Raw genomic sequence first — 20,694 nt, 5'->3', positions numbered from 1 at the left:
GGGGGATGACCGACAGCCCCGCCAGTCCGGCGCCCCTCGCCGACCCGCACCTCGTCCACGACCCCCGCGCGGGAGACGGGCCGAAGGACGTGGTGATCCTCGGCTCCACCGGGTCCATCGGCACCCAGGCCATCGACCTCGTCCTGCGCAACCCCGACCGCTTCCGGGTCACCGCCCTGTCCGCCAACGGCGGCCGGGTGTCCCTCCTGGCCGAGCAGGCCCGCCGGCTCCGGGTGAAGACCGTCGCGGTGGCCCGCGAGGAGGCCGTACCGGCGCTGCGCGAGGCCCTTGCCGCGCAGTACGGCGCGGGCGAACCGGTCCCCGAGGTCCTTGCCGGACCCGACGCGGCCACCCAGGTCGCCGCCGCCGACTGCCACACCGTCCTCAACGGCATCACCGGCTCCATCGGCCTCGCACCGACCCTCGCCGCCCTGGAGGCGGGCCGCACCCTCGCGCTCGCCAACAAGGAATCGCTCATCGTCGGCGGCCCCCTGGTCAAGGCGCTCGCCAAGCCGGGGCAGATCATCCCCGTCGACTCCGAGCACGCGGCGCTCTTCCAGTCGCTCGCCGCCGGCACCCGCGCCGACGTGCGCAGACTCGTCGTCACGGCGTCCGGCGGCCCGTTCCGCGGCCGCAGCAAGGCCGAACTCGCCGACGTCACCGTCGACGACGCCCTCGCCCACCCCACCTGGGCCATGGGCCCGGTGATCACGATCAACTCCGCGACCCTGGTCAACAAGGGCCTGGAGGTCATCGAGGCGCACCTGCTGTACGACATCCCCTTCGAACGCATCGAGGTCGTCGTGCACCCGCAGTCCTGCGTCCACTCGATGGTCGAGTTCACCGACGGCTCCACGCTCGCCCAGGCGACGCCCCCCGACATGCGCGGACCCATCGCCATCGGTCTCGGCTGGCCCGAACGCGTCCCGGACGCCGCCCCCGCCTTCGACTGGAGCACCGCCTCGACCTGGGAGTTCTTCCCGCTCGACAACGAGGCGTTCCCGTCGGTGAACCTCGCCAGGCACGTGGGGCGGCTCGCGGGCACCGCCCCGGCGGTGTTCAATGCGGCCAATGAGGAGTGCGTCGAGGCGTTCCGCGGCGGCGCGCTGCCCTTCAACGGGATCATGGAGACCGTCACCCGGGTGGTCGAGGAGCACGGCACCCCCCGCACGGGAACCTCGCTCACGGTGTCGGACGTCCTCGAAGCGGAGACCTGGGCCAGGGCCCGGGCCCGCGAACTGACCGCACAGAAGGCGACCGCGGAGGCGCGTGCATGACAGCCTTGATGATGATCCTCGGCATAGTCGTCTTCGTGGTCGGCCTGCTGTTCTCGATCGCCTGGCACGAGTTGGGGCACCTGTCCACCGCCAAGATGTTCGGCATCCGCGTCCCGCAGTACATGGTCGGCTTCGGCCCGACCATCTGGTCCCGTCACAAGGGCGAGACCGAGTACGGGATCAAGGCCGTCCCGTTCGGCGGCTACATCCGCATGATCGGCATGTTCCCGCCCGGCGAGGACGGCCGGATCAGCGCGCGCTCCACCTCACCGTGGCGCGGCATGATCGAGGACGCCCGCTCGGCCGCCTTCGAGGAACTCAAACCGGGCGACGAGACCCGCCTCTTCTACACCCGCAAGCCGTGGAAGCGGGTCATCGTGATGTTCGCGGGCCCCTTCATGAACCTCGTCCTCGCGGTCGTGCTGTTCCTCACCGTCCTGATGGGCTTCGGCATCTCGCAGCAGACCACGACCGTCAGCTCGGTCTCGCAGTGCGTCATCGCGCAGAGCGAGAACCGGGACACCTGCGCGTCGGGCGACGCCGCCTCCCCGGCCGCCGCGGCGGGCCTGAAGGCGGGAGACAAGATCGTCTCCTTCGGCGGGGTCAGGACCGAGAGCTGGAACCAGCTCTCCGACCTCATCCGCGCCGCCCCCGGCAAGAAGGTGCCGATCGTCGTCGACCGCAAGGGCGAGCGACTGACCCTGCGCGCGACGATCGCCACCAACCAGGTCGCCAAGAAGGACTCCAGCGGCCAGATCGTCCAGGGCCAGTACGTCACCGCCGGCTTCCTCGGCTTCAGCGCCGCCACCGGCATCGTCCGCCAGGACTTCGGCGACTCCGTGACCTGGATGGGCGACCGCATCGGCGAGGCCGCCCACTCCATCGCCGGCCTGCCCGGCAAGATCCCGGCCCTGTGGAACGCGGCCTTCGACGGCGCACCGCGCCAGCCCGACTCGCCCATGGGCGTGGTCGGCGCGGCCCGCGTCGGCGGCGAGATCTTCACCCTGGACATCCCGCCCACCCAGCAGCTCGCGATGGCCCTGATGCTGGTCGCGGGCTTCAACCTCTCCCTGTTCCTGTTCAACATGCTCCCGCTGCTCCCGCTCGACGGCGGACATATCGCGGGCGCCCTGTGGGAAGCCCTGCGCCGCAACCTCGCCAAGGTCCTCCGCCGCCCGGACCCGGGCCCGTTCGACGTGGCGAAACTGATGCCGGTGGCCTACGTGGTGGCCGGAGTGTTCATCTGCTTCACCCTCCTGGTCCTCGTCGCCGACGTGGTCAACCCGGTCAAGATCAGCTGACCGACGGACACCTTCCGCCGCGAGCACCGGGGCCGCGCTCTTCACTCGGGGAACTCACCCGGGCGAAGAGCGCGGCTCTCTGGCGTACCGGGCTCGGCACCGAAGCCCTCCCGAGGGCCGAGCGGGGCCGGACGTCGTTAACCCGGTCAGAACCTCCTGGTCATGCCTGGTTGGCGGTGGCCCGGGATCCCGGGTTCCGGGCCGTGTTCCATCGGGCGGGTTTCCCGGAGGGATGTGCCGGCGTCGGGGGCCGTGGCGTAATCTCGGACCCTGGAGCCCGCCGTTCCGGGACCGGATCCTGATCCACGACTTGGGGTTGCACAGCAGATGACTGCGATTTCTCTCGGCATGCCGTCCGTTCCGACCAAGCTCGCCGAGCGTCGGCGCAGCCGGCAGATCCAGGTCGGTTCGGTGGCGGTGGGTGGGGACGCGCCGGTGTCGGTGCAGTCGATGACGACGACGCGTACGTCGGATGTGGGTGCGACGTTGCAGCAGATCGCGGAGTTGACGGCGTCGGGTTGTCAGATCGTGCGGGTGGCCTGTCCGACGCAGGACGATGCGGATGCGTTGGCGACGATCGCGCGCAAGTCGCAGATTCCGGTGATCGCGGACATTCATTTCCAGCCGAAGTATGTGTTCGCGGCGATCGAGGCCGGCTGTGCGGCGGTGCGGGTGAATCCGGGCAATATCAAGAAGTTCGATGATCAGGTGCGGGAGATCGCGAGGGCGGCTGCGGATCATGGCACTCCGATCCGGATCGGGGTGAACGCGGGGTCGTTGGACCGGCGGTTGCTGCAGAAGTACGGGAAGGCGACGCCGGAGGCGCTGGTGGAGTCGGCGCTGTGGGAGGCGTCGTTGTTCGAGGAGCACGGTTTCCGTGACATCAAGATCTCGGTGAAGCACAACGATCCGGTGGTGATGATCGAGGCGTACCGGCAGTTGGCGGAGCAGTGTGACTATCCGTTGCATCTGGGGGTGACGGAGGCGGGTCCGGCGTTCCAGGGGACGGTGAAGTCGGCGGTGGCGTTCGGTGCGCTGTTGTCGCAGGGGATCGGTGACACGATCCGGGTGTCGTTGTCGGCTCCGCCGGTGGAGGAGATCAAGGTCGGTATCCAGATTCTGGAGTCGTTGAATCTGCGGCAGCGGGGTCTGGAGATCGTGTCGTGTCCGTCGTGCGGGCGTGCGCAGGTGGATGTGTACAAGCTGGCGGAGGAGGTCACGGCGGGTCTGACGGGGATGGAGGTGCCGTTGCGGGTCGCGGTGATGGGGTGTGTGGTCAATGGTCCCGGTGAGGCGCGGGAGGCGGATCTGGGTGTGGCCTCGGGCAATGGCAAGGGGCAGATCTTTGTGAAGGGTGAGGTGATCAAGACGGTGCCCGAGTCGAAGATCGTCGAGACCCTGATCGAGGAGGCGATGAAGATCGCCGAGCAGATGGAGGCCGACGGCGCGGCCTCCGGCGAGCCGTCGGTGTCGGTCGCCGGCTGACGCCCGCCCCGAGCGCCCGGTCGCTCGCCGTGCCGCCGCCCCCGGGGAGGACCACCTCCCGCCCATCTGGGATCCCCTGCACCGCGTTCGGGGCGGCGGCTGCATGAACGGCGGCCCGCGGCCGGGCAGTTTGCCGGCGCGTACGGCTACGTCACCGTCAGCCGCGCACAGGCCGGCACCACCCGGTACTTCCACGTCACCGCGCCATGGGCCACCGCCGCTGGCTAACCCACCGTGATCGGCGGCGACTTCACCGCCCACAGCGCCAACGGGGTGTTCCTTCCGCCGGGTTACGCCCTCGACGACCCTCCAGCGACACAGTGCGTGAGGCGCGGCGCCCCCCGGGGTGCCGGAGAGGACCCGAGGCATCCCCCGCACCGGCCTCCCGGACCGGCCGTGAGCCCGCTGCACCGGGCTCACCGTCGTCCCGACCTGCCCCGCGCGGACCGCGCCCGCCCACGACCCGCACCCCGCGCATCGACAAGACCCCTCACGCGCGGCCGACCGACCGCCCCACCGCACCGCCCCCGTGGGGCGGCGCGGCACAAATTCGGCGGGTACAGTGCGGAGATCAGCAGAACCCCCAGGGTGAGGCCCCGCACGTGTTGACCCAGACCACCTCACGGGTGCTCGAACCGAGCGACCTGGACGCCGCGCTCGCCGTCCTCGACCGCGAGCCCGTCGCGAACGCCTTCGTGACGTCCAGGGTGCAGGTGGCGGGCCTCGACCCGTGGCGGCTCGGCGGCGAGATGTGGGGCTGGTACGAGGACGGCATGCTGACCTCCCTGTGCTACGCGGGCGCCAACCTGGTGCCGATCTGCGCCACCCCGAGGGCCGTGCGCGCCTTCGCCGACCGGGCCCGCCGGGCCGGCCGGCGCTGCTCCTCCATCGTCGGCCCCGCCGAATCCACCGCCCAGCTGTGGCGCCTGCTCGAACCGCACTGGGGCCCGGCCCGCGAGGTCCGCGCCCACCAACCGCTCATGGTCACCGACCGGCTGCCCGGCGACATCGCCGCGGACCCCTACGTCCGCCGCATCCGCAAGGATGAGATGGAGACGATCATGCCGGCGTGCGTGGCGATGTTCACCGAGGAGGTCGGCGTCTCCCCGCTGGCCGGCGACGGCGGACTGCTCTACCAGGCCCGGGTCGCCGAACTCGTCGGCTCCGGCCGCTCCTTCGCCCGGCTCGACGAGAACGGCCGGGTCGTCTTCAAGGCGGAGATCGGCGCGGCGACCGACCGGGCCTGCCAGATCCAGGGCGTCTGGGTGGCCCCCGAGTACCGGGGGCGGGGCCTCGCCGCCCCCGGCATGGCGGCGGTGCTGCGCTACGCGCTGGCGGACGTGGCCCCCGTGGCGAGCCTGTACGTCAACGACTTCAACACCCCGGCCAGACGCACCTACCTGCGGGTGGGCTTCCGGGAGGTCGGCGCTTTCATGAGCGTACTGTTCTGAACCGACCTCTTCCGAGCACACCGACGCGACAGAGAGAGCCGGTTGAGCTGCCCGATCCCAGAGGGGTCGGCTGTGCCACGGAGCTGCTTGAGCCGGCCGGTCCGGCGGGGGGTCGGCAACGCCCCGAGAGCCACTGGAGTCGGCCGATTCGTCGGGGGCCGGCAGCGCCCACAGAACCGTTGAGCCCGCGGAGCCAGTGGAACCGACCGATCCGGTGGGAGCCGAGGGCGCCATGGAGTTGGTTGAGCCGCCCGATTCGGCGGGGGGCTGGGAGCGCTACGGAGTCATTGAGTCGGCCGATCCGGCGGGGCCGGCGGCGCCCGCGGAGCCGCTTGAGCCGAGCGATCCCGCAGGGGCCGCTGGTGCCCAAGGGCCAGTTGAGCCCACCGATCAGCGTTCAAGAGCCAGTTGAGCCGAGCGATCCCAGCTGGGGCCGGTAGGCCCCACAGAGCCGCCTGAGTCGATCCGTCCGATGAAGGCTCGCAGCGTCCACAGAGCCCGCTGGGCCACCGATCCGGCTGGGGTCGGCAGCGATCCTGGAGCCAGTTGAGACCGCTGTGGCCGCCGAGGCGCCCGGGGCCGCTGTGCCCGGGGAGACGTTCGCGGGCCGGGCGGGGCCGGCTCCCGGCCGACAAGGGGCGCCCGGGCCCCGCGGGCCCCCGGAACACCCCTGTAGGCTCCGGGCCATGGACCTCGTGATCGGCCCCTTGGACCTCTCCGCCCACGTCGACGAGGCCCTAGCCGTCCAGGCCGTCGCCTTCGGGCTCGGCGCCGACGAGATCGCCGTGCGCCGCCACATCGTCCTGCGCCACATGACCTACCCGGGCGCGCGGGCCTTCGGCGCCACCGTCGCGGGCCGGCTCGTCGGATTCGTGTACGGCATGCCCAACGACCGCACGCACTGGTGGTCCACCGTCGTGGAGCCGTACCTGCGGGCGCAGGGCCACGACCAGTGGCTCGACGACTCCTTCGTGATCACCGAACTGCACGTCCACCCGCAGTACCAGAACCGGGGCATCGGCCGCGCCCTGATCATCACCATCACCGACCAGGCCGCCGAACCACGGTCGATCCTCTCCGCGATCGACACCGACAGCCCGGCCCGCGGCCTGTACCACTCCCTCGGCTACGAGGACCTGGCCCGCCAGGTCCTGTTCCCCAGCGCGCCCAGACCGTACGCGGTCATGGGGGCGCCGCTGCCCCTGCGGCGCCGCCGGCCGGGAATGGATTTCCGGCCATGGCAGCCGCCCGGCTAACCTCCTAGCCATCACCCTTCCCCGGCAGGAGTACGAGAACGATGGCGAACGCACCGGTCCAGCGCATGTCCCAGTTGATGGCCAAGACGCTGCGCGACGACCCGGCGGACGCCGAGGTCCTCAGCCACAAGCTGCTCGTCCGCGCCGGCTATGTGCGCCGCACCGCCGCCGGCGTGTGGTCCTGGCTGCCGCTCGGCAAGCGGGTCCTCGCCAACGTGGAGCGCATCGTCCGCGAGGAGATGGACGCGATCGGCGCCCAGGAGGTGCTGCTGCCCGCGCTGCTGCCGCGCGAGCCGTACGAGGCGACCGGCCGCTGGGAGGAGTACGGCCCCGAGCTGTTCCGTCTCCAGGACCGCAAGGGCGGCGACTATCTGCTCGGCCCGACCCACGAGGAGATCTTCACCCTGCTGGTGAAGGACCAGGCGTCCTCCTACAAGGACCTGCCGGTCATCCTCTACCAGATCCAGAGCAAGTACCGCGACGAGGCCCGGCCGCGCGCGGGCATCCTGCGCGGGCGCGAGTTCCTGATGAAGGACTCGTACTCCTTCGACCTGGACGACGACGGCCTCGCGCGGTCCTACGCCCTGCACCGGCAGGCGTACCAGCGGATCTTTGACCGCCTCGGCCTCGACTACCGCATCTGCGCCGCCACCGCGGGCGCCATGGGCGGCTCCAAGTCCGAGGAGTTCCTGGCCCCGGCCGGGGCCGGCGAGGACACCTTCGCGGACTGCCCGAACTGCGACTTCGCGGCCAACACCGAGGCGATCGGCTACGAACTCAAGCCGGTGGACGGCTCCTTGGTGCCCGCGGCCGAGGAGATCCCCACCCCGGACACCCCGACCATCGAGACCCTGGCCGCCTCCCTCGGCGTCCCGGCGTCCGCCACCCTGAAGAACCTCCTGATCAAGGTGGACGGCGAGATCGTCGCCGTGGGTGTGCCCGGCGACCGCGAGGTCGACATGGACAAAGTAGAGGCGCACTTCGCCCCGGCCGCCGTCGAGTTGGTCACCGCCGAGGACTTCACGGGCCGCCCCGACCTGGTCCGGGGCTATGTCGGCCCGCAGGGCCTGGAGAAGGTGAGGTACCTCGCCGACCCGCGGGTGGCGCCGGGCACGGCGTGGATCACGGGCGCCAACAAGGAGCACGTGCACGCCAGGAACGTGGTCGCCGGCCGCGACTTCGAGGTGGACGAGTACGTGGACGTCGTCGTGGTGCAGGAGGGCGACCCGTGCCCGAACTGCGGCACCGGGCTCAAGCTGGACCGCGCCATCGAGATCGGCCACATCTTCCAGCTGGGCCGCAAGTACGCCGACGCCCTCAAGCTCGACGTCCTCGGCCAGAACGGCAAGCCGGTCCGGGTGACCATGGGCTCCTACGGCATCGGCGTCTCCCGCGCGGTCGCCGCCCTCGCCGAGCAGACCGCCGACGAGCAGGGCCTGTGCTGGCCCGCGGAGGTCGCCCCGGCGGACGTGCATGTGGTGGCCGCGGGCAAGGCCCTGCAGACCGAGGTGGCGCTGGACGTCTCCGAGAAGCTGTCCGCCGCGGGCCTCCGCGTCCTGGTCGACGACCGGGCCGGGGTCTCACCGGGCGTGAAGTTCACGGACTCCGAGCTGATGGGCGTGCCCCGCATCCTGGTGGTGGGCCGCCGCGCGGGCGAGGGCGTCCTGGAACTGAAGGACCGCAGGACCGGCCACCGTGAGGAGCTGACCGTCGCCGAGGCGATCACTCGCCTGACATCCCACTGACCCCTGCGGCGCCCCAGCGGAATCCTTCCACCAAACGAGCGACCCCGACCGGTGGCCGGGCGCCCCTGGCCTTCCCGGCCGGGGACTCCTGGCCTTCCGGCCCGGTGCCTCCGGCCTTCCTGCCCGGTATGCCCGGCCTTTCGGCGTGGTGCCTCCGGTCGGCGCCCCAGCGGAATCCTTCCGTAAATCGGGCGCTGTCGACCGGTGGCCCGGTACGCCTGGCCTTCCGGCCCGGGGCCCCGCGCCTCCGGTGTTCGGGCCCGGCGCCCGCGGTCTTCTGGTCCGGGCCTGCGCGCCTCCGGTGTTCCGGTCCGGGTCCCCGGCGCCCGCGGTCTTCCGGTCCGGGTCTCCGCGCCTCCGGTGTTCGGGCCCAGCACCCCCGGTCTTCCGGTCCGGGCCCCGCGCCTCCGGCGCCCGCGGCCCGGCGCCCCCGGGCCCGCGCCCCGGGCCGGACACCCCAAGCACCCATCCGCGGCGCCCGCAGGCACACCCCGGCTGCCGCCGGGCCTCCCGTGAACGGGGGACACCCCGAGGAGCCCGTCCGGAGCGGCGCCGGGGGGCCAGGGGCTGCCGGCCGAGTGGGGGTGGGGGAGCCTCTGGGATGCGGCCGCCTCGACAACTCGTCGGGAGGGCCCGCAGCGCAATCCGCGAGGGGAGCCAGGGAGCCCCATCCGAGGTGACCGCGATTTCCCGGCCGCGGGGACCGCGGAATCTCCCGGCCCGGGGACACCTTGAGGGGGCCGCCCCGGCCGGCATCGTGCGGTCGCTCTCGCGGGCTGTCGCGGAACCCCGCTGAAGAGCGTGGCCGAGTCCGATCGCCAGGGCCGGAACCCGGTCCGCCCTGGTCGGGGTCGGCCGGCTCTACAGCCAGGACGCGAACTCCAGGAGAAGTTCGGTGTCCTTGGTGCGGCCCGCTCGGCGGGACCGCAGCGCGGATTCCACCGCGCGGAACAGGGTCCAGCCCCGCAGCCGGTCCTGGTCGACGTCCAGCGCCTCGGCGAGCCGCTTCACCCGGCGGCGGGTGGTCGCCGAACCCGACGGGGAGGCGATCAGATCCTCCACCCGGTCCCGTACCAGCCGGGCCAGGTCGAAGGCGCACTCGCCGACCACCGGGTCCGGCCCCACCGCGAGCCACGGCATCCGCTCCCCGGCGAGCACCTTGCTCTGCCGGAACGTGCCGTGCAGCAGCCGGTGCTCGGGCGGCGCCACGAGCAGTTCATCGCGGGCCGTGAGCGCCGCGTCGACCAGCGCCAGCACCTCGGCGTCCGCCCCGGCCCGCATCGCCGCCGCCTGCCGCCCGGTCCGCTCGGCCACCGTCTCGAAGGGATGCCCGCCGGGCGGCTCGACCCACAGCCGCCGCAGCGTCCCGGCCGCCTCCAGCAACGCCCGCGCCTCCGGCAGCGAGCGCACCGACACATCCGGGTGCAGCCGCTCCAGAAGCAGCTCGCCCTCCGTCACGAAGGGCTCCAGCAACTGGACGGCGCCCAGCCCGCCCCAGTGCGCGAGCGCCGCCCGCTCGCTCTCCGGCCGGGCCCGGCGCGGCGCCAGCTTCAGCACGGCCGGATACCCGTCCGCGCGCCGCACCAGCAGCACCAGGCTGCTGCGCCCGCCGGGCACCTGCACCCGCTCCACGGTCAACTCGCGCAGTGCGACGGCCTGCCGGGCCGCCTCGGGCAGCTTCTCCAGCCAGTCGTCACCGTCCGGTGCCGTCTCACCGAGCGCGCGCACCAGGCGGCGCGGCGGTTCGAAAGACATGCGCGAGTCGTTCCCTTCCTGTCTGTACGGGGCTACGGCGTCCGCGGCGCCGGAGCCCGGCCGCTGCCGGTCGTCCCGCCGGCCCGTTCGGCGAGACCAGGGAAGGCTACGCTCTCCCCGCGCCAGCGCACCGCGCGCACCGCGGCTTCCCGCAGCGCCGCCGCGGCCGAGCCGCGCTGCCGGCCCGAGACCGCCCGCACCAGGTCGGAGCAGACACCGGCGACCCGCTCCTCAAGCTCGGCGGCGAGCCGCAGCGCGGCGGCCGAGTCCGGCACCGGGAACGGCAGCGCGTAGGCGGCGCTCGCCGCGACCGGCTCGCCGCCCCGGTCGCGCACCTCGCGCGCCAGCGCGTCCCGCCGCGCCCGGTGCGCGTCCCACGCCGCCCGCGCCTCGGCCCGGCGCCCCGCGGCGATCCGCCCGCCGACCACGCCGTACCCGTACACGGCCGCGTGCTCGGCGGCCAGCGCCGCCTGCAGTGCCGTCAGCCCGCCGTCCTGCGCCTCGCTCACCCGGCGCCCTCCTTCCGCGCTGCCCGGCGCGCCGGGCGCTCCCGCTCGGTCGTTGCGCTCATCTGCCGTCGCCCGCCAGCAGATACGCGTGTGCCGCCCCGGCCGCCGCCACCGACGCCAGCAGCCGGGCCAGCTCGCCCGGCACCTCCAGCAGCGCCTCGGCCCGCCGGTCGGCCAGCTCGCGTTCGGCGAGGGCGAGCCCCGCCAGTGCCTCGGTGGCCCGTGCCGGTACCGCCGCGGCGGACGCTGACGAGGAGACGGACGGCGACGGCGACGAGTCCACCGTCCCTTCGCTCCCTTCCTCCCCTTCCGCGAACGCCGCGGCGTGCGCCATCACCTCGGCCCGCAGCGGCCGCAACCGCCGTGCCAGCGCCGGATGCGCGGCGAGCACGGCGTCGTACCGCGCCGCGAGCTCCCGGCTGTCCCGGGCGGCACGCGCGCGTGTCCGGTCGGCGGCCGACGGGCCGCCGCCGGTGCCGGAGTCCCCGTCCCCGCCGGAGCAGCCCACAAGGAGCACCGTTCCGGCGGCCGAGGCGAGCAGGGTTCTTCTCCGCGGCCCCGACAGGGCGCGCGAGGGCGGGGAGAGGGGCACGGCAGACGTCCTCGGGGAACTCGTACGACGAGAAGGGGGCACGCTCGTGATCACCGTACCCGCGTGCCTTCCCGGCGCCGGTCACCGGCACCGCTCGTGCGCAGGTGGACGGCAACACCCCCCTCGACCGGATACCCTTTGACCAGACACGCGACCCATCCCACAACAGCACACGCGGCCGAGGAGTCACCCGGATGAGCACCACCCAGAGCGAGAGGCTGCGAGAACTGCTGGAACCGCTCGTCACCTCGCAGGGCCTCGATCTCGAAGAGATCGCCGTGGACTCCGTAGGACGCAAGCGGGTGCTGCGTGTTGTCGTCGACTCCGACACCGGTGCGGATCTGGACCGGATCGCCGATGTGAGCCGCGCGCTCTCGGCGAAGCTCGACGAGACGGACGCGATGGGCGCGGGCGCGTACGACCTGGAGGTGGGCACCCCGGGAGCCGAGCGCGCCCTGACCGAACACCGCCACTACGTGCGTGCCACGGACCGTCTGGTGAAGTTCCAGCTGCACGAGGGCGGCGAACTGGTGGCCCGGATCCTCGCGGTGGACGAGGAGGGCCTTGACCTTGAGGTGCCCGGTGTCAAGGGCCGCAGGCCGACCGCGCGCAGACTCGCCTTCCCGGACATCGCCAAGGCGCGCGTGCAGGTCGAGTTCAGCCGCAAGGACAGCGAGCAGCCCGCCACGAACGACAAGAAGGACGACAAGAAGGAAGAGGAGGCGTAGCCGTGGACATCGACATGAGCGCCCTGCGGGGCTTGGTCCGGGAGAAGGAGATCTCCTTCGACCTGCTGGTCGAGGCGATCGAGTCGGCCCTCCTCATCGCCTACCACCGCACCGAGGGAAGCCGCCGGCACGCGCGCGTGGAGCTCAACCGGGAGACCGGGCATGTGACCGTGTGGGCGAAGGAGGACCCCGAGGACCTCGAAGAGGGCCAGGAACCCCGCGAGTTCGACGACACCCCGTCCGGGTTCGGCCGCATCGCCGCCACCACCGCCAAGCAGGTCATCCTGCAACGGCTGCGGGACGCGGAGGACGACGCGACGCTCGGCGAGTACGCGGGCCGCGAGGGCGACATCGTCACCGGCGTGGTGCAGCAGGGCCGCGACCCGAAGAACGTGCTCGTCGACATCGGCAAGCTGGAGGCCATCCTGCCGGTGCAGGAGCAGGTACCCGGCGAGACCTACCCGCACGGCACGCGGCTGCGCTCGTACGTCGTCCGGGTGGCCAAGGGCGTCCGCGGGCCGTCGGTCACCCTCTCGCGCACCCACCCCAATCTGGTGAAGAAGCTCTTCGCGCTGGAGGTGCCGGAGATCGCCGACGGGTCCGTTGAGATCGCCGCGATCGCCCGCGAGGCCGGCCACCGCACCAAGATCGCCGTCCGTTCCACCCGTCCGGGTCTGAACGCCAAGGGCGCCTGCATCGGCCCCATGGGCGGCCGGGTGCGCAATGTGATGGGCGAGCTGAACGGCGAGAAGATCGACATCGTGGACTGGTCGGACGACCCGGCGGAGATGGTGGCGAACGCGCTGTCGCCCGCCCGGGTCTCCAAGGTGGACGTCGTGGACATGGCCGCCCGTTCCGCCCGGGTGACCGTGCCCGACTACCAGCTGTCCCTGGCGATCGGCAAAGAGGGACAGAACGCCCGGCTCGCGGCCCGGCTCACGGGCTGGCGCATCGACATCCGTCCGGACACCGAGCAGTCGCCCGAGTGAGCTCACCCGGACGGGGGGAATAGATCCAAGCCGCAGGTCGCTTGGAACACGACAACAACCGTTCGATCTTTGCCCCGTAGGGGTGAGGTCGGTGCGGGGAGGTAGACTTAGCAGTGTCTGGCCGGACGCGAGCCCGCGCATGCCCTGAGCGCACCTGTGTGGGGTGCAGGCAGCGAGCGGCCAAGATCGAACTGTTGCGCATCGTGGCGGTCGAGGACGCCTGCGTCCCCGATCCTCGCGGTACGCTGCCCGGCCGGGGTGCTTATGTGCACCCCGTCCCGGTCTGTCTCGATCAGGCGGTACGCCGCCGGGTGTTTCCGCGGGCGCTCCGCGTCCCGGGACCGCTCGACGTAATGGCGTTGCGCCGGTACGTCGAGCAGACACACAGTTGCTGAGGCAACACGGCAAGGAAAGACGTGCCGTACGGAACCCCGTGCGGCCTGGTACCTCGCGAGTCGAAAGCAGGTCGAGATTGCGATGAGCACTCGATGAGTACGCGATGAGTACGCCCATGAACTAGCGACGGTCCGGCCGCAACCCGGACCTCAAAGGAGCGAAGTGGCTAAGGTCCGGGTCTACGAACTCGCCAAGGAGTTCGGTGTGGAGAGCAAGGTCGTCATGGCCAAGCTCCAGGAACTCGGTGAATTCGTCCGTTCGGCGTCCTCGACGATCGAGGCGCCCGTAGTACGCAAGCTGACTGACGCCTTCCAGGGCGGTGGCAACGGCAGGTCCGCCGCCAAGCCCGCCCCGCGCAAGGCCACCCCCAAGCCCGCCGCGCCGAGCCCGGCGCAGGCTGGGGGCAACTCCCATGCCGCCAGGACAGTGGGGGAGCGTCCGGCCGCACCGAAGCCGGCCGCCCCGAGGCCCCCCGCGGCCCAGCAGCCCGCGGCCCCGTCGGCGCCCGCGCCGGCCCCCGGACCGCGCCCGGGCCCGAAGCCCGCGCCCCGTCCGGCCCCCGCGGCGCCCACCACGCCGGAGTTCACCGCTCCGCCGTCGGCCCCGGCTCCGTCCCCGGCCGCTGCCCAGGGCCCGCGTCCCGGCGCCCGCCCCGGCGCCCCCAAGCCCGGTGCCCGTCCGGGCGCGCAGGGCCAGGGCCAGGGCCGTCCGGGCCAGGGTGCCCCGCGCTCCGGCGGCCAGGGACGCCCCGGCGCCCGTCCGGCCGGTCCGCGACCGGGCAACAACCCCTTCACCTCCGGTGGCTCCACCGGCATGGCGCGCCCGCAGGCGCCCCGTCCGCAGGGCGCGCGTCCGGGCGGCCCCGGCGGCCCCGGCGGCGGCCCCCGTCCGCAGGCGCCCGGCGCCCAGGGCGGCGGTCCGCGTCCGCAGGCTCCCGGTGGTCACTCCGGTTCCTCGGGTCGGCCCAGCCCGGCCGGCATGCCCCGTCCGCAGGGCGGTCCGCGTCCCGGCGGCGGCCCCGGCGGCCCGCGTCCGAACCCCGGCATGATGCCGCAGCGTCCCGCTGCCGGTCCGCGTCCGGGCCCCGGCGGCGGTCGCGGCCCGGCAGGTGCCGGCCGTCCCGGCGGCGGTCGTCCCGGCGGTGGCGGCGGCTTCGCCGGCCGTCCCGGCGGTGGCGGCGGCGGTCGTCCCGGTGGCGGTGGCGGCTTCGCCGGCCGTCCCGGTGGCGGCGGCGGTGGCGGCTTCGGCGGTGCCGGTGGCGGCGGTGGCCGTCCCGGCTTCGGCGGTCGTCCCGGCGGCCCCGGTGGCCGTGGCGGCACGCAGGGTGCCTTCGGCCGTCCCGGCGGTCCCGCCCGCCGTGGCCGCAAGTCGAAGCGGCAGCGGCGCCAGGAGTACGAGGCCATGCAGGCCCCGAGCGTCGGCGGCGTGATGCTGCCGCGCGGCAACGGCGAGACCATCCGTCTCTCCCGCGGCGCGTCGCTCACCGACTTCGCGGAGAAGATCAACGCCAACCCGGCGTCGCTCGTCGCGGTCATGATGAACCTGGGCGAGATGGTCACCGCGACGCAGTCCGTCTCCGACGAGACCCTGCAACTCCTCGCCGGCGAGATGAACTACACGGTTCAGATCGTCAGCCCCGAGGAGGAGGACCGCGAGCTCCTGGAGTCCTTCGACATCGAGTTCGGCGAGGACGAGGGCTCCGAGGAGGACCTGGTGGTCCGCCCGCCGGTGGTCACCGTCATGGGTCACGTCGACCACGGAAAGACCCGGCTCCTCGACGCCATCCGCAAGACGAACGTCATCGCGGGCGAGGCCGGCGGCATCACCCAGCACATCGGTGCCTACCAGGTCGCGACCGAGGTCAACGGCGAAGAGCGGGCGATCACCTTCATCGACACCCCGGGTCACGAGGCGTTCACCGCCATGCGTGCCCGCGGTGCCAAGTCGACGGACATCGCGATCCTCGTGGTCGCGGCCAACGACGGTGTGATGCCGCAGACGGTCGAGGCCCTGAACCACGCCAAGGCGGCCGACGTGCCGATCGTGGTCGCGGTCAACAAGATCGACGTCGAGGGCGCGGACCCGACCAAGGTGCGCGGTCAGCTGACCGAGTACGGCCTGGTGGCCGAGGAGTACGGCGGCGACACGATGTTCGTCGACATCTCCGCCAAGCAGGGTCTGCACATCGACAGCCTGCTGGAGGCGGTCGTGCTGACCGCCGACGCCGCCCTGGACCTGCGGGCCAACCCGAACCAGGACGCGCAGGGCATCTCGATCGAGTCCCGGCTCGACCGCGGCCGCGGTGCCGTGTCGACGGTCCTCGTCCAGCGAGGCACGCTCCGCGTGGGCGACACGATGGTCGTGGGCGACGCCTACGGCCGTGTCCGGGCCATGCTCGACGACAACGGCAACAACGTCGCCGAGGCCGGCCCGTCCACGCCGGTCCAGGTCCTGGGTCTGACCAACGTCCCGGGCGCCGGCGACAACTTCCTCGTCGTCGACGAGGACCGTACGGCCCGCCAGATCGCGGAGAAGCGCGCCGCCCGCGAGCGCAACGCGGCCTTCGCGAAGCGCACGCGCCGCGTGTCCCTGGAGGACCTGGACAAGGTGCTGAAGGCCGGCGAGGTCCAGCAGCTGAACCTGATCATCAAGGGCGACGCTTCCGGATCCGTCGAGGCACTGGAGTCCTCGCTGCTCCAGCTGGACGTCGGCGAAGAGGTCGACATCCGCGTCCTGCACCGCGGCGTCGGTGCGGTCACGGAGTCCGACATCGATCTGGCGATGGGCTCCGACGCCATCGTGATCGGCTTCAACGTGCGCGCGGCAGGCCGTGCGCAGCAGATGGCCGAGCGCGAGGGCGTGGACGTCCGGTACTACTCGGTCATCTACCAGGCGATCGAGGAGATCGAGGCGGCCCTCAAGGGCATGCTCAAGCCGGAGTTCGAAGAGGTCGAGCTGGGCACGGCGGAGATCCGCGAGGTCTTCAAGTCGTCCAAGCTGGGCAACATCGCCGGTGTGCTCATCCGCTCGGGCGAGGTCAAGCGCAACAGCAAGGCGCGCCTGCTGCGCGACGGCAAGGTCGTCGCGGAGAACCTCACCATCGACGGCCTGCGTCGCTTCAAGGACGACGTCACCGAGATCCGCGAAGGGTTCGAGGGCGGTATCAACCTCGGCAACTTCAACGACATCAAGGTCGACGACGTCATCGCGACGTACGAGCTGAGGGAGAAGCCGCGGGCATAGCCCCCGGCCGGGCGTGAAACCGGCCGGCGGACCATACGGTCCCGCCGGCCGGTACCCACATCCCCCCCCGGCGGGCCGGGCCGGCCCCACCACAGGGCTCCACCGACCCGCCGAGGCGTCAGCGGGTCGACCGACCCCGCCACGGCCTCCGCCCGCCCCGATCCCGGCGGCCCGAACGCTCCCATCACAGGCTCCTGCCCACCCGGCCCGTCTCGCCGCGGGCCGGACGGCCCGGGGGTTGTGCTCCGCGCCTTGTGAGGTCCGGGGCGGAGCCCCTTCGTCCGGGTCCCGTCTCTGTCCACCCGCCCTTTCGGCGCGGGCTGGACGGTCCGGGGGTTGTGCTCCGGGCCTTTTGGGGTCCGGGGCGGAGCCCCGCGGCGTGGGTGCTCGTGCGGGGTTTCGTTCGGGTCCCGGCTGTGTCCACCTGCCCGTCTCGGCGTGGGTTGGACGGTCCGGGGGTTGTGCTCCGGGCCTTTTGGGGTCCGGGGCGGAGCCCCGCGGCGTGGGTGCTCGTGCGGGGTTTCGTTCGGGTCCCGGCTGTGTCCACCTGCCCGTCTCGGCGCGGGCCGGACGGTCCGGGGGTTGCGCCACGGGTCCACGGGGTCCGGGGCGGAGCCCCGCGGGGCTGAGGGCTCGGCCGACCGTCACGGGCGGGTGGGTGGGAGAGGCAACCCGAGACGACACCCACCGCACCCACACCCGACGGCACCGCGAAAACCCCGTCGAGCCGCCGGCAGGCACGCGGTACCGTTCTTGATGTCCCTCCCGATCCCGAGGGCAGGGCCATTCGATCCCGTACCGGCGGGTCATCCGGGGACACATGTACGTGGGGACGCTGTCCTTCGACCTCCTCCTCGGCGACGTACGGTCGCTGAAGGAGAAGCGCTCCGTCGTCCGCCCGATCGTCGCCGAACTGCAGCGCAAGTATGCGGTGAGCGCGGCCGAGGTGGATCATCTGGACCTCCATCGCCGGGCCCTGATCGGCCTCGCGATGGTCTCCGGCGACGCGGGGCACCTGAGCGACGTACTCGACCGGTGCGAACGGCTGGTCGCCGGCCGCCCCGAAGTGGAGCTGCTGTCGGTACGGCGGCGCTTCCACGGCGACGACGACTGACCACAGAACGCAGAAGAAGAAAGAACGGGAGACGGACCAGTGGCCGACAACGCGCGGGCGAAAAGGCTGGCGGACCTCATCCGGGAGGTGGTGGCCCAGAAGCTGCAGCGTGGGATCAAGGACCCGCGGCTCGGCTCGCACGTCACCATCACGGACACCCGGGTCACCGGAGACCTGCGGGAGGCGACCGTCTTCTACACGGTGTACGGCGACGACGAGGAGCGGAAGGCCGCCGCGGCCGGACTGGAGAGCGCCAAGGGCATCCTGCGCTCCGAGGTCGGCCGGGCCGCCGGCGTGAAGTTCACGCCGACGCTCACCTTCGTCGCGGACGCCCTGCCGGACACCGCCCGGAACATCGAGGACCTTCTCGACCGGGCGCGCGCCTCCGACGCGAAGGTGCGCGAGGCGTCAGCGGGCGCGGCGTACGCCGGTGAGGCGGACCCGTACCGCAAGCCCGGATCGGACGACGAGACGGACGTCGCCGGCGAATGACCAGCAAGCACACCACGCCCGACGGCCTCGTCATCGTCGACAAGCCGTCGGGCTTCACTTCGCACGACGTGGTCGCCAAGATGCGCGGGATCGCGCGGACGCGCCGTGTCGGGCATGCGGGCACCCTCGACCCGATGGCGACCGGCGTGCTCGTCCTCGGCGTCGAGAGGGCGACGAAGCTCCTCGGGCACCTCGCCCTGACGGAGAAGGAGTACCTGGGCACCATCCGGCTCGGTCAGACGACGCTCACCGACGACGCGGAGGGCGAGATCACCGCCGCGACCGATGCCTCCAAAGTCTCCCGCGAGGCCGTCGACGCCGGCGTCGCCAAGCTGACCGGCGACATCATGCAGGTGCCGTCCAAGGTCAGCGCCATCAAGATCGACGGGGTGCGCTCGTACAAACGGGCCCGCGAGGGCGAGGACTTCGAGATCCCCGCCCGGCCGGTCACCATCTCCTCCTTCACGGTGTACGACGTCCGGGACGCCGTCGCCGAGGACGGCACCCCGGTGCTCGACCTGGTGGTCTCGGTGGTCTGCTCCTCCGGCACCTACATCCGCGCCCTCGCCCGCGACCTCGGCGCCGATGTGGGCGTGGGCGGTCACCTCACCGCGCTGCGCCGCACCCGCGTCGGACCGTACCGACTGGAGTCGGCGCGGACCCTGGACCAGCTCCAGCAGGAGCTGACCGTGATGCCGATCGCGCAGGCCGCCGCGGCCGCCTTCCCGCGCTGGGACGTGGACGCCAGACGGGCCCGGCTGCTCCTCAACGGCGTACGGCTGGAGATGCCCGACGTGTACGCGGGCCGCGGCGCCGTCGCGGTGTTCGACCCCGAGGGCCGCTTCCTCGCGCTCGTCGAGGAACAGAAGGGCAAGGCGAAGAGCCTGGCCGTCTTCGGCTGACGGCTTCGTCCGGACCGTGGAGCGGCGGGGCACGGGGTGCCCCTGCCGCCGCTCCACGGTTCCCCCTCGGTTCCCCCACCCCTAGGGTTATCCAGCTGTCCCCGCCCATTCACCCGGCCGGGCAGGCGCTCGGAGTGAACCAGGGGAGCACAAGGGGGCGCTTTCGCCAGGAACCCCGCTCTGACGAGTCCCCGGCGCCGATCCACAACCCGGCCGGCCGGACCGGGCGCGAGCCGGAGGCTCGATGGCGGCGGGCGTGCGCGTCCCCGCGTGACACGGGTTCCGTACGATCGGTGGTCCGGGCGGTCCCCGGATACGCGGTGCCCGCGTGCGCCCGGTCACAACCCCATGCCGATGCGGGGCGGGGGCACCCGGCATGGCACCCTTAGACCTGCGTAAGCGGTCAGGTAGAAACGGACACGGGTTCGAGGAGCGGTCACAGTGCAGCGCTGGCGTGGCTTGGAGGACATCCCCCAGGACTGGGGGCGCAGCGTCGTCACCATCGGCTCCTACGACGGAGTCCACCGCGGCCACCAGCTCATCATCAGGCACACCGTGGACCGTGCCCGCGAGCTGGGCGTCCCCTCCGTCGTGGTGACCTTCGACCCGCACCCCAGCGAGGTCGTCCGCCCGGGCAGTCACCCCCCGCTGCTCGCCCCGCACCACCGCCGGGCCGAGCTGATGGCCGAGCTGGGCGTGGACGCGGTGCTGATCCTGCCGTTCACCACCGAGTTCTCGAAGCTGTCGCCCGCCGAGTTCGTCGTGAAGGTCCTGGTGGACAAGTTGCATGCCAGGGCGGTCGTCGAGGGCCCGAACTTCCGCTTCGGACACCGGGCGGCCGGCAACGTCCGCTTCCTCTCCGAGCAGGGCGAGATCTACGACTTCGAGGTCGAGGTCGTCGACCTGTTCGTGACGGGCGCCGCCGGCGACGGCGAGCCGTTCTCCTCGACCCTCACCCGGCGTCTGGTCGCCGAGGGCGACGTCGCGGGCGCCAGGGAGATCCTGGGCCGCCCGCACCGCGTGGAGGGCGTGGTCGTCCGTGGCGCCCAGCGCGGTCGCGAACTGGGCTTCCCCACCGCCAACGTCGAGACGCTTCCGCACACCGCGATCCCCGCCGACGGCGTGTACGCCGGTTATCTGCACGCCCAGGGCGAGGTCATGCCGGCCGCGATCTCCGTCGGCACCAACCCGCAGTTCGACGGCACCGAGCGCACGGTGGAGGCGTACGCCATCGACCGCGTGGGGCTCGACCTGTACGGGCTGCACGTCGCCGTGGACTTCCTGGCGTATGTGCGCGGGCAGGCGAGGTTCGACTCGCTGGAGGCCCTGCTGGAGCAGATGGCCGACGACGTGAAGCGCTGCCGGGAGCTGATCGCGGCGGACGACGCGTAGCCCGCCGCCCACAACGCCGAAGGGCGGCCGGTGCCGCATCGCACCGGCCGCCCTTCGCCTTGCCGTA

Annotated in this window: 17 protein-coding genes; 14 read left to right on the top strand and 3 right to left on the bottom strand. The window is 72.5% G+C overall.

The genetic code is table 11. The features are described 5' to 3' along the window. The first annotated feature begins 5 nt into the window (after positions 1-5). The 6 genes from dxr to AC27LF_RS41460 all read left to right on the top strand — a co-directional run bounded on the left by dxr (position 6) and on the right by AC27LF_RS41460 (position 8,515). Complete coding sequence (dxr, locus tag AC27LF_RS41485) at positions 6-1,277, top strand: 1-deoxy-D-xylulose-5-phosphate reductoisomerase (RefSeq protein WP_479662269.1); 1,272 nt, start codon at positions 6-8, stop codon at positions 1,275-1,277. A gap of 8 nt (positions 1,278-1,285) precedes the next feature. Then, positions 1,286-2,578: a M50 family metallopeptidase gene (locus tag AC27LF_RS41480; protein WP_479662271.1), complete on the top strand. Its 1,293-nt coding sequence runs from the start codon at positions 1,286-1,288 to the stop codon at positions 2,576-2,578. 327 nt (positions 2,579-2,905) lie between these two features. Then, positions 2,906-4,063 (top strand): flavodoxin-dependent (E)-4-hydroxy-3-methylbut-2-enyl-diphosphate synthase, encoded by a 1,158-nt coding sequence (gene ispG / locus AC27LF_RS41475; RefSeq protein ID WP_487227846.1) that lies wholly within the window; start codon positions 2,906-2,908, stop codon positions 4,061-4,063. A 602-nt stretch (positions 4,064-4,665) separates the two neighbouring features. Further along, on the top strand, positions 4,666-5,514 hold the full coding sequence (locus AC27LF_RS41470; protein ID WP_479661956.1) for a GNAT family N-acetyltransferase: 849 nt from the start codon (positions 4,666-4,668) through the stop codon (positions 5,512-5,514). 686 nt (positions 5,515-6,200) lie between these two features. Continuing rightward, complete coding sequence (locus AC27LF_RS41465) at positions 6,201-6,770, top strand: GNAT family N-acetyltransferase (RefSeq protein WP_479661955.1); 570 nt, start codon at positions 6,201-6,203, stop codon at positions 6,768-6,770. Between the two features lie 41 nt (positions 6,771-6,811). Further along, positions 6,812-8,515, top strand: coding sequence for a proline--tRNA ligase (locus AC27LF_RS41460; protein WP_479661954.1), 1,704 nt, complete (start codon positions 6,812-6,814; stop codon positions 8,513-8,515). Between the two features lie 861 nt (positions 8,516-9,376). Here the strand turns inward: AC27LF_RS41460 and AC27LF_RS41455 are convergent. The 3 genes from AC27LF_RS41455 to AC27LF_RS41445 are packed head-to-tail and all read right to left on the bottom strand — an operon-like array spanning position 9,377 to position 11,371. Then, positions 9,377-10,270, bottom strand: coding sequence for an aminoglycoside phosphotransferase family protein (locus AC27LF_RS41455; protein ID WP_479661953.1), 894 nt, complete (start codon positions 10,268-10,270; stop codon positions 9,377-9,379). Positions 10,271-10,302: 32 nt separating this feature from the next. Further along, the gene (locus tag AC27LF_RS41450) at positions 10,303-10,779 is read right to left on the bottom strand and encodes a DUF4439 domain-containing protein (protein ID WP_479661952.1); all 477 of its coding nucleotides are present in this window, start codon (positions 10,777-10,779) and stop codon (positions 10,303-10,305) included. 58 nt (positions 10,780-10,837) lie between these two features. After that, on the bottom strand, positions 10,838-11,371 hold the full coding sequence (locus AC27LF_RS41445; protein WP_479661951.1) for a hypothetical protein: 534 nt from the start codon (positions 11,369-11,371) through the stop codon (positions 10,838-10,840). A gap of 194 nt (positions 11,372-11,565) precedes the next feature. Here AC27LF_RS41445 and rimP point away from each other — a divergent pair, with 194 nt between their 5' ends. From rimP to AC27LF_RS41405, 8 genes are all read left to right on the top strand, one after another. Then, positions 11,566-12,099, top strand: coding sequence for a ribosome maturation factor RimP (gene rimP, locus AC27LF_RS41440; RefSeq protein ID WP_479661950.1), 534 nt, complete (start codon positions 11,566-11,568; stop codon positions 12,097-12,099). 2 nt (positions 12,100-12,101) lie between these two features. Next, positions 12,102-13,088, top strand: a complete 987-nt coding sequence (nusA, locus tag AC27LF_RS41435) for a transcription termination factor NusA (RefSeq protein WP_388721974.1) — start codon at positions 12,102-12,104, stop codon at positions 13,086-13,088. Between the two features lie 113 nt (positions 13,089-13,201). Then, entirely contained in the window at positions 13,202-13,483 is a 282-nt protein-coding gene (locus tag AC27LF_RS41430; RefSeq protein ID WP_479661949.1) for a YlxR family protein, read from the top strand. Between the two features lie 163 nt (positions 13,484-13,646). Continuing rightward, a complete protein-coding gene (gene infB, locus AC27LF_RS41425) occupies positions 13,647-16,727 on the top strand; it encodes a translation initiation factor IF-2 (RefSeq protein WP_479661948.1) in 3,081 nt (1,026 codons plus the stop codon). A gap of 820 nt (positions 16,728-17,547) precedes the next feature. Next, complete coding sequence (locus tag AC27LF_RS41420) at positions 17,548-17,841, top strand: DUF503 domain-containing protein (protein WP_121895592.1); 294 nt, start codon at positions 17,548-17,550, stop codon at positions 17,839-17,841. A gap of 39 nt (positions 17,842-17,880) precedes the next feature. Beyond that, positions 17,881-18,333, top strand: coding sequence for a 30S ribosome-binding factor RbfA (rbfA, locus tag AC27LF_RS41415; RefSeq protein WP_479661947.1), 453 nt, complete (start codon positions 17,881-17,883; stop codon positions 18,331-18,333). Continuing rightward, the gene (gene truB / locus AC27LF_RS41410) at positions 18,330-19,235 is read left to right on the top strand and encodes a tRNA pseudouridine(55) synthase TruB (protein ID WP_479661946.1); all 906 of its coding nucleotides are present in this window, start codon (positions 18,330-18,332) and stop codon (positions 19,233-19,235) included. Before rbfA ends, truB begins: the two co-directional genes overlap by 4 nt. A gap of 441 nt (positions 19,236-19,676) precedes the next feature. Continuing rightward, positions 19,677-20,627 (top strand): bifunctional riboflavin kinase/FAD synthetase, encoded by a 951-nt coding sequence (locus AC27LF_RS41405; RefSeq protein ID WP_479661945.1) that lies wholly within the window; start codon positions 19,677-19,679, stop codon positions 20,625-20,627. Positions 20,628-20,694 lie beyond the last annotated feature (67 nt).

Source organism: Streptomyces diversicolor, from assembly GCF_057537855.1.
The sequence above is the reverse complement of the archived record's forward strand: the minus strand, read 5'-3'. Positions and strand labels throughout refer to the sequence as shown.

What these genes read in the sequence shown, in the direction of transcription:
- AC27LF_RS41420 (WP_121895592.1), top strand. Translation starts at nt 17,548, where the DNA reads ATGTACGTGGGGACGCTGTCCTTCGACCTCCTCCTCGGCGACGTACGG.
- truB (WP_479661946.1), top strand. Translation starts at nt 18,330, where the DNA reads ATGACCAGCAAGCACACCACGCCCGACGGCCTCGTCATCGTCGACAAG.
- AC27LF_RS41480 (WP_479662271.1), top strand. Translation starts at nt 1,286, where the DNA reads ATGATGATCCTCGGCATAGTCGTCTTCGTGGTCGGCCTGCTGTTCTCG.
- AC27LF_RS41455 (WP_479661953.1), bottom strand. Translation starts at nt 10,270, where the DNA reads ATGTCTTTCGAACCGCCGCGCCGCCTGGTGCGCGCGCTCGGTGAGACG.
- AC27LF_RS41465 (WP_479661955.1), top strand. Translation starts at nt 6,201, where the DNA reads ATGGACCTCGTGATCGGCCCCTTGGACCTCTCCGCCCACGTCGACGAG.
- dxr (WP_479662269.1), top strand. Translation starts at nt 6, where the DNA reads ATGACCGACAGCCCCGCCAGTCCGGCGCCCCTCGCCGACCCGCACCTC.
- AC27LF_RS41460 (WP_479661954.1), top strand. Translation starts at nt 6,812, where the DNA reads ATGGCGAACGCACCGGTCCAGCGCATGTCCCAGTTGATGGCCAAGACG.
- ispG (WP_487227846.1), top strand. Translation starts at nt 2,906, where the DNA reads ATGACTGCGATTTCTCTCGGCATGCCGTCCGTTCCGACCAAGCTCGCC.
- rimP (WP_479661950.1), top strand. Translation starts at nt 11,566, where the DNA reads ATGAGCACCACCCAGAGCGAGAGGCTGCGAGAACTGCTGGAACCGCTC.